The sequence below is a fragment of the Streptomyces colwelliae genome (assembly GCF_048158785.1).
Classification (GTDB): Bacteria; Actinomycetota; Actinomycetes; order Streptomycetales; family Streptomycetaceae; genus Streptomyces.
Map to the genome: position 1 here is coordinate 1 of NZ_JBLTJC010000503.1, position 6,356 is coordinate 6,356.

The 6,356-nt window shown below is 69.3% G+C and carries 6 protein-coding genes; 3 read left to right on the forward strand and 3 right to left on the reverse strand.

Annotated features, from left to right (window positions below; genetic code table 11):
• Positions 1–198: 198 nt before the first annotated feature.
• Together ACNFOC_RS49045 and ACNFOC_RS49050 are read right to left on the reverse strand one after the other, a co-directional pair.
• A complete protein-coding gene (locus tag ACNFOC_RS49045; protein WP_416965483.1) occupies positions 199–1,440 on the reverse strand; it encodes an MFS transporter in 1,242 nt (413 codons plus the stop codon).
• Between the two features lie 278 nt (positions 1,441–1,718).
• A complete protein-coding gene (locus tag ACNFOC_RS49050; RefSeq protein WP_416965484.1) occupies positions 1,719–2,600 on the reverse strand; it encodes an AraC family transcriptional regulator in 882 nt (293 codons plus the stop codon).
• A 262-nt stretch (positions 2,601–2,862) separates the two neighbouring features.
• Here ACNFOC_RS49050 and ACNFOC_RS49055 point away from each other — a divergent pair, with 262 nt between their 5' ends.
• The 3 genes from ACNFOC_RS49055 (at position 2,863) to ACNFOC_RS49065 (ending at position 5,298) form a co-directional block, all read left to right on the forward strand.
• Positions 2,863–3,978 carry a serine hydrolase domain-containing protein gene (locus ACNFOC_RS49055; RefSeq protein ID WP_416965485.1) on the forward strand — a complete coding sequence of 372 codons (1,116 nt, stop codon included), beginning with the start codon at positions 2,863–2,865 and terminating at the stop codon, positions 3,976–3,978.
• Between the two features lie 112 nt (positions 3,979–4,090).
• Positions 4,091–4,621, forward strand: a complete 531-nt coding sequence (locus ACNFOC_RS49060; RefSeq protein WP_416965486.1) for a GNAT family N-acetyltransferase — start codon at positions 4,091–4,093, stop codon at positions 4,619–4,621.
• A 329-nt stretch (positions 4,622–4,950) separates the two neighbouring features.
• Entirely contained in the window at positions 4,951–5,298 is a 348-nt protein-coding gene (locus tag ACNFOC_RS49065; protein ID WP_416965488.1) for a transposase family protein, read from the forward strand.
• Here the strand turns inward: ACNFOC_RS49065 and ACNFOC_RS49070 are convergent.
• Positions 5,229–5,969, reverse strand: a complete 741-nt coding sequence (locus ACNFOC_RS49070; protein WP_416965487.1) for a hypothetical protein — start codon at positions 5,967–5,969, stop codon at positions 5,229–5,231. The genes ACNFOC_RS49065 and ACNFOC_RS49070 overlap by 70 nt on opposite strands.
• Positions 5,970–6,356: the final 387 nt, after the last annotated feature.

The following is a 6,356-nucleotide window of genomic DNA, read 5'->3' on the forward strand; positions in this document are numbered from 1 at the left end:
CTCCCACCCGCACCAGGACACGAACCCGACCAGGCCCGCGGTTCCCTCCTGACGCCAACCACCGCCAAACCACGCCCACACACCCGCCAACCACCCAGGCCGACAACCAAACGCCGACGCCAGAGCAGATACAGGACATGAGCCCGAGCCACCACCCGACACGCGGCCACAGCAGCCAACCGGGCCTGTGAAGGGTGATCAATTTCTGGCGTCGCTACTCGTCCACGTTTGAGACGTCTTCGACGGGAGTTCTGACGGGGTTCGGGCCTCTGAGGAAGTGATCAGTGCGGAGCTGCCGGTGTCGCGGTCCGTGAGGCCTGCGAGGAGGGCGAGGCCGAGGCCTGCTGCGGCGAGCGTCGCGCCGACCAGGGCCGGTGAGGCCCAGCCCCAGCCGGCGGAGATGGCCAGGCCGCCGAGCCAGGCGCCGCCGGCGTTGGCCAGGTTGAAGGCGGAGTGGTTGGAGGCCGCGGCCATTGTCGGCGCGTTCTTCGCCTTGGCCATGAGCAGCATCTGCACCGGGGTGGTGACCAGGGCGCCCATCGCGCCCATGAAAGCGAGGGTCACCAGGGCGGGGACGGTGCTGTGGACGGTGAAGTAGAACGCCACGAGCGTCGCACCGAGCAGGAAGAGGCCCCCGTACAACGTCGGGCGCAGGGCCCGGTCGGTGAGCGGACCCGCGATCAGTGTGCCCAGCGTCATTCCGATGCCGTAGAGCGCGAGGACCCAGGTCGTCGAGGAGTCGGAGAGACCGGTCAGGTGGGTCAGGATCGGCACCAGGTAGCTGTAGACGGCGAAGAAGCCGCCGAATCCCACGACGGCGGTGGCCAGGCCCAGGGCTACCTGCCGGTTGCCCATCGCCCGCAGTTCGTGCCGGATGCCGGCCTGGTTGCTGCGGGGCTGGTGGGGGACGAAGGCGGCTAGCGCGGCCAGCGCGACAAGGCCGATGACGGCGACGGCGCAGTAGGCGTACCGCCAGCCGAGATGCTGCCCGAGGGCGGTGCCGGCCGGGACACCGACGATGTTGGCGATGGTGAGTCCGAGGAACATTCTCGACACCGCCCGCCCGGCTCGTTCGGGGGCGACCAGCCGGGAGGCCACGACAGCACCCACGCCGAACAGTGCTCCGTGGGGCAGGCCCGCCAGGAACCGTGCGGCGAACAGCAGGCCGAAGTTCGGAGCGAGAGCGGAGGCGACGTTGCCGATCACGAACAGGGCGGACAACAGGAGCAGGAGCCGTTTGTGGGCGATGCGCGCGCCGATGCCGGTCAGGACGGGCGCCCCGACGACGACACCGAGCGCGTAGGCGGAGACGAGGTTGCCGGCGTGCGGCACGGACACGCCGACGCCGTCGGCGATCTGGGGCAGCAGTCCCATCGTGGCGAACTCGGTCGTACCGATACCGAACGCGACGAGGGCAAGGGCCAGCAGGGCCAGTGGCATGGAGCGCAAGTACCTTTCACGGGCGGCGGTTTGCGTGCGGATGCGGGGGAAGTGGGCAGGACCGTGATGCGTCCCGTTCGCCCTGTTTCTGTAGCCTGTCGCGCCGGCCGCCGTTGCCCGATGCGCCCCTGGGGGCGGGAAAAGTCTACGGGCGCTACAGCCGCGGCCCGCACTCACGCATTCCAAGATCGGACGACAGGAATCATGGCCTGCGTCACAGTCGGCCCGGGCGCGGCCCTGACGAACTGGACCATCCACGCCGGTCGGCAGACCGGTGGTCACGCGGCGGCGTTCCCGCTGCTCCGCTCGATCGGGATCCACAGCTGGGAGTGAGTCTCCTCACCGACTTCCACCAGTTGCGTGCGCAGGAGTTCCGGTCCTGGCCGGCTCGTGTACGGGTTCGAGGGGAACCACTGTGTGAACACGTCCCGCCACAGTTCCTGGAGCGCGCTCGGATAGGGCCCGTCGTTGTCGAAGACCGCCCAGGTCCCGGCCGGCACGTCAAGGGCGTCGAGTTCCCCGACGGTCGTCTCCGGGCCTGTGGCCACGCCGATCCAGTAGTCCGCCTCGGTGCCCTCCTCCCGACTGTCGGTCAGATACACCGCTGCCGACAGGATCCCCTCCGGTTCCCGGTCGGCCAGCTCCTTCATCCGTACGATCGCCCGCGCATCCAGGCTTTCCACGTGCGCCGCGGCGGCCGCGTTGACCCCCTCGTGCACCAGCGGGACCCGGGCTTTCCTGCCGACGATCCGGAACGCCTCCTTCTCCACGATCCGGTACCGCATCGTCGTACTCCCTTCGACGACGACGCGGAAGGACATGCGTGGCTGTGCCGTGAGCAGTGCGCCCGTGCGACGGGCCTCACCCGGACCGATGCCGTGCACCGACCGGAAGGCTCGGGCGAAGGCCTCGCCCGAGCCGTAGCCGTACCGCACCGCGACATCGAGCAGCGTGTGTTCCCCGGCCAGCACCTCGGCCGCCGCGAGCGTCATCCTCCGGCGTCGCACGTAGACCGGGAGCGGCATCCCGGCGAGGGCGGAGAACAGCCGGCGGAAGTGGTACTCCGACACCGCGGCGATCCGGGCCGCCTCGGCCACGTCGACCTCCCGGTCGAGGCAGGCCTCCAGGTGGTCCAGTGCCTGATTCAGCCGCTCCAGCACGCGTCTCCGTCCCTCTTCCTTCTTCCTTACTTCCTTGAGTCTCCCCCGTAGCAATGCGCACCTGGCTGTGGCAGTTCCTGCGGCCGGGTGCGCTGTGGCGACGCACCTGCCGTTCGAGGGCTCCCCGAGCCCGCGTGACCGGCTGCCGATACGGCCGGCCGGGCCGTCATCAGGTGTAGGTGATTTCGTCGCGCCCGGCACGACAGAAGCCGTGCGGGAATTGTCGGGCGGGTGGCCCCGGCGTTGCCTGAGGCTTGCGCACATGACTGATGTTAAGGGGCTGTGCGAGCCGCGGTTCGCCGCAGTCGAGGAGGCCCTCGCGGCTTCGCTCGGCAAGGACGATGTGGGTGCATCGGTCGCCGTCTACCTCGACGGCGAGCCGGTGGTCGACCTCTGGGGCGGGTACGCCGACGCGGACCGCACGGTCGACTGGGAGCGCGACACCCTCACGGGCGTGAACTCGACGACGAAGAACATGACCGCCCTGTGCGCGCTTGTCCTGGCCGACCAGGGACGGATCGATCTGTCCGCGCCGGTGGCCGCCTACTGGCCCGAGTTCGCCGCGGCGGGCAAGGAGCGTCTGCTGGTGCGCAACGTGCTGTCCCACACCGCGGGACTGCCGGACCTGTCCGGGCCGACGGCGGTCGAGGACCTCTACGACTGGCAGAGCGTGACGGCGGGGCTGGCCGCGCAGGCCCCCGAATGGGAACCGGGCACGGCCGCCGGGTACCACGCGCTCACCTTCGGGTTCCTGGTCGGTGAGATCGTCCGCCGCGTCACCGGCCGTAGCCTCGGTGATTTCTTCGCCGAGGAAGTGGCAAAGCCGCTGGGCGCGGACTTCCACATCGGGCTCTCCGCCGCCGACGACCACCGCGTCGCACCGCTCGTCCCGCCGCCGTCACTGACCGACGAGTTCGCCGCCGGCGCACCGCTCGGACCGGACGGCACACGTCGGGACTACACCGGTGTCGCGGTCCGGGTCAGGGATGCCAACTCCGTGGCCTGGCGCCGTGCGCAGATCCCCGCGGTGAACGGCTTCGGCAACGCCCGGTCCGTCGCCCTCGTCCAGTCGGTGCTGGCGAACCGGGGTTCCGCGGGTGGCGTGCGGCTGCTGTCCCCTCAGGGCTGCGAGCCCGCGTGGCAGGAGGTGTTCCACGGCGAGGACCGGGTGCTGCGGACGCCGATGTCCTGGACCGTGGGTTTCGGCAAGTTCGGCAACACCTTCGGATGGGGCGGATGGGGCGGCTCGTTGGTCGTGAGCGACCCTGAATCACGTATGACGGTGGCCTACGTGATGAACCAGATGATCGACCGGGAGCAGCAGCAGGACAACCGCGGCATGGAGATCATCATGGCCGCCTACGGCGGACTGGGGTGACAACCCGCGGGAGGGGGAAGTCCGTTGACCAGACCGGGGGGTGTTGTGATGGGCGGTGCTCGGTCGGGATATTCGATGGTCACCACTTGTTGATGGTGGTCATACTGCCGCGATGGATCCAGTGACGCTTGAGACCGACCGTCTGCTGCTGCGGGCCTTCACACCTGCCGACGTGGATGCGGTGTACGAAGCCTGCCAGGACGAGGACATCCAGTTCTACACCCCGGTGCCGGCGCCGTACCGGCGTGCGGACGCGGAGAATCTCGTCGGCGAGAAGCTGCCCGCCCAGTGGGCCGAGGACAAGGACTACACCCTCGGCGCGTTCCGCAAGGACACCAGTGCCCTGGTCGGCTCGTACTGCCTGACCCTCGTCAGCCGCGGCGTCTGGGAGCTCGGTTACTGGGCGGTCAAGGAGCAGCGCGGACGCGGGTACTCGGTCGAGGCCGCTCGGGCCCTGTGCGACTGGGGCTGGAGCACCCTCGACGTCCACCGCATCGAGTGGTGGGCCATGGCCGGGAACACCGGCTCGCGTGCCGTCGCCGAGAAACTCGGCTTCACCGTCGAAGGGACACTGCGCAATCGCGGCATCGCCAACGACGGCAAACCGCACGACTGGTGGGTGGGCGGACTGCTGAGGCCCTGACACTCAGGCCGGTGCTTGGCCGGCCGCGTTTGCTCTTCTGCGGGAAAGTTCCCAACTCGGACAGTTCCCGCAGAAGAGCCACACCCGTTGACCATCGGCGGGCAGCCGTGACGTGGCAGTGGCCTCACGGATTCTTCGAGTGTGACCAAGAAGTGGGCCCGTGCGACCTTGACCCGTCCTGCCTTCTGCGGCGTCTTCCGTGCACAACTCGGCGATGTGATCACAGAGTTGGCCGATCTGTGGCTCGCCCGGCGCGAGTCGGAGCTTCGTGAGCGGCGCGGCGCGGTGCCGAGCGGCAGTGGGAGGCCGGTGCCGGCCCTGAGCACGACCTGGTCTCCACCGACCGCCTGCTCGTCACCCTGGTCCGCCTACGCACCGGGCTCCCGCACGCAGCGCTCGCCGAGCTGTACGGCGTCGCCCGCTCCGCGGGGATCCGGTTGCGGATCGACGGCGCTGAGACCCAGGTTCGCCGCCCGAAGGTGACGGCCGAGGTCGACGAGGGCTACCGGGGCTGGCCAACGAGTTCCCTGACCAGATCGGCGCCCCTCCGAAGAGGCCGAAGGGCGACACGCCGCAAGCCGAGCACTGGCGAGAGCGGGCAGGTTCGTCACCTGACGTCGACGAAGTCGCCTGTCGCCGTGGCGGGGCCGGTGGTGGGAGTGCCGGTGAAGACGTAGCGGAAGTAGCCGTCGGTCTTGGCCTTGACGGTGGTCTTCAGTGTGCCGCCGACGCCGCTGGTGACGGTTTTCAGCGCGGTGTAGACCGAGCTGCCCTTCTTACGGAACTGCAGCTGGACCGGCCGGCCCTGGTAGCCGGTGTAGTTGCCGCTGTCCCAGTTCGCGCGGGTCAGCTTCCCGGTGACCGTGATCGTCCTTCCCTTCTTCACCGGTTCGGGGGCGGCGTTGACGGTCACCGTGGCATACCGCTTGACGTTGACCGTGCCGGCGACGTCGATCTCCGTCCAGTCGTCGGTGGTGTCCTGCGCCCCGGCGAGCACCTTCCAGGTACCGGCGAGGCCGTTGTGGTCGAAGTCCCGCCGGGCGTCCACAGCGAAGCTCACCTTGCAGACGGAGGTTGCCGGGTCCGCCGGCGACACCACGCACGTTCCCCCCGGTGGGTACAGCGGCAGGATGCCGTCGGCGTCGTCGGTGTTGGGACCGTGCCACAGGTAGGCCCAGGACGCGGCGACGCCCTCCGGGTCCCGGGCCGTCCACGTGATCGTGACGGTCTTTCTGGTGGTCAGGCCGAGCACGATGTCCTTGCCGCCGTTGACCACGACGTTCGAGAACGTGGTGCCGTCGGCAGCGGCCCTGTCCGCCGCGTGGGCGGTGGCCGGAAGCACCGACACGGTAAGAGCGACCGTCAGAAAAGTGACGGCGACAGCCGGGCGCATGCGCATGAAGTCCCCCCTCGGGACAATGGGTTCGCCGCCTCCCCATGCACGACGAAACCTGATGGTGTGTCATCGGTGGCTAGACCCATGGGGGACGGTCCCGGTTGCCCCGTGTCTCGAACCAGTGTCCGTATGTCCGTTGTCGACCTCACCGCTCCCGAAGACCAGGCCGCGTTCTCGATCAGGAACTGCTTGCCGGGCGGGGGGGGCGAGCACGGCAGCGGACCGCACGATGCGACAACCTCCGCCTCTGCGACCGGCGGATCCGCAGGCAACGAAAGGGCGTTGAGCGCTGCGGCAACCGTCCCAACGGCTTCCGCGGAATCCCCCCTCTCCCGTACG

Coding starts and splice junctions, on each gene's coding strand:
- ACNFOC_RS49045 (WP_416965483.1), bottom strand. CDS start 1,440: ATGCCACTGGCCCTGCTGGCCCTTGCCCTCGTCGCGTTCGGTATCGGT.
- ACNFOC_RS49055 (WP_416965485.1), top strand. CDS start 2,863: ATGACTGATGTTAAGGGGCTGTGCGAGCCGCGGTTCGCCGCAGTCGAG.
- ACNFOC_RS49060 (WP_416965486.1), top strand. CDS start 4,091: ATGGATCCAGTGACGCTTGAGACCGACCGTCTGCTGCTGCGGGCCTTC.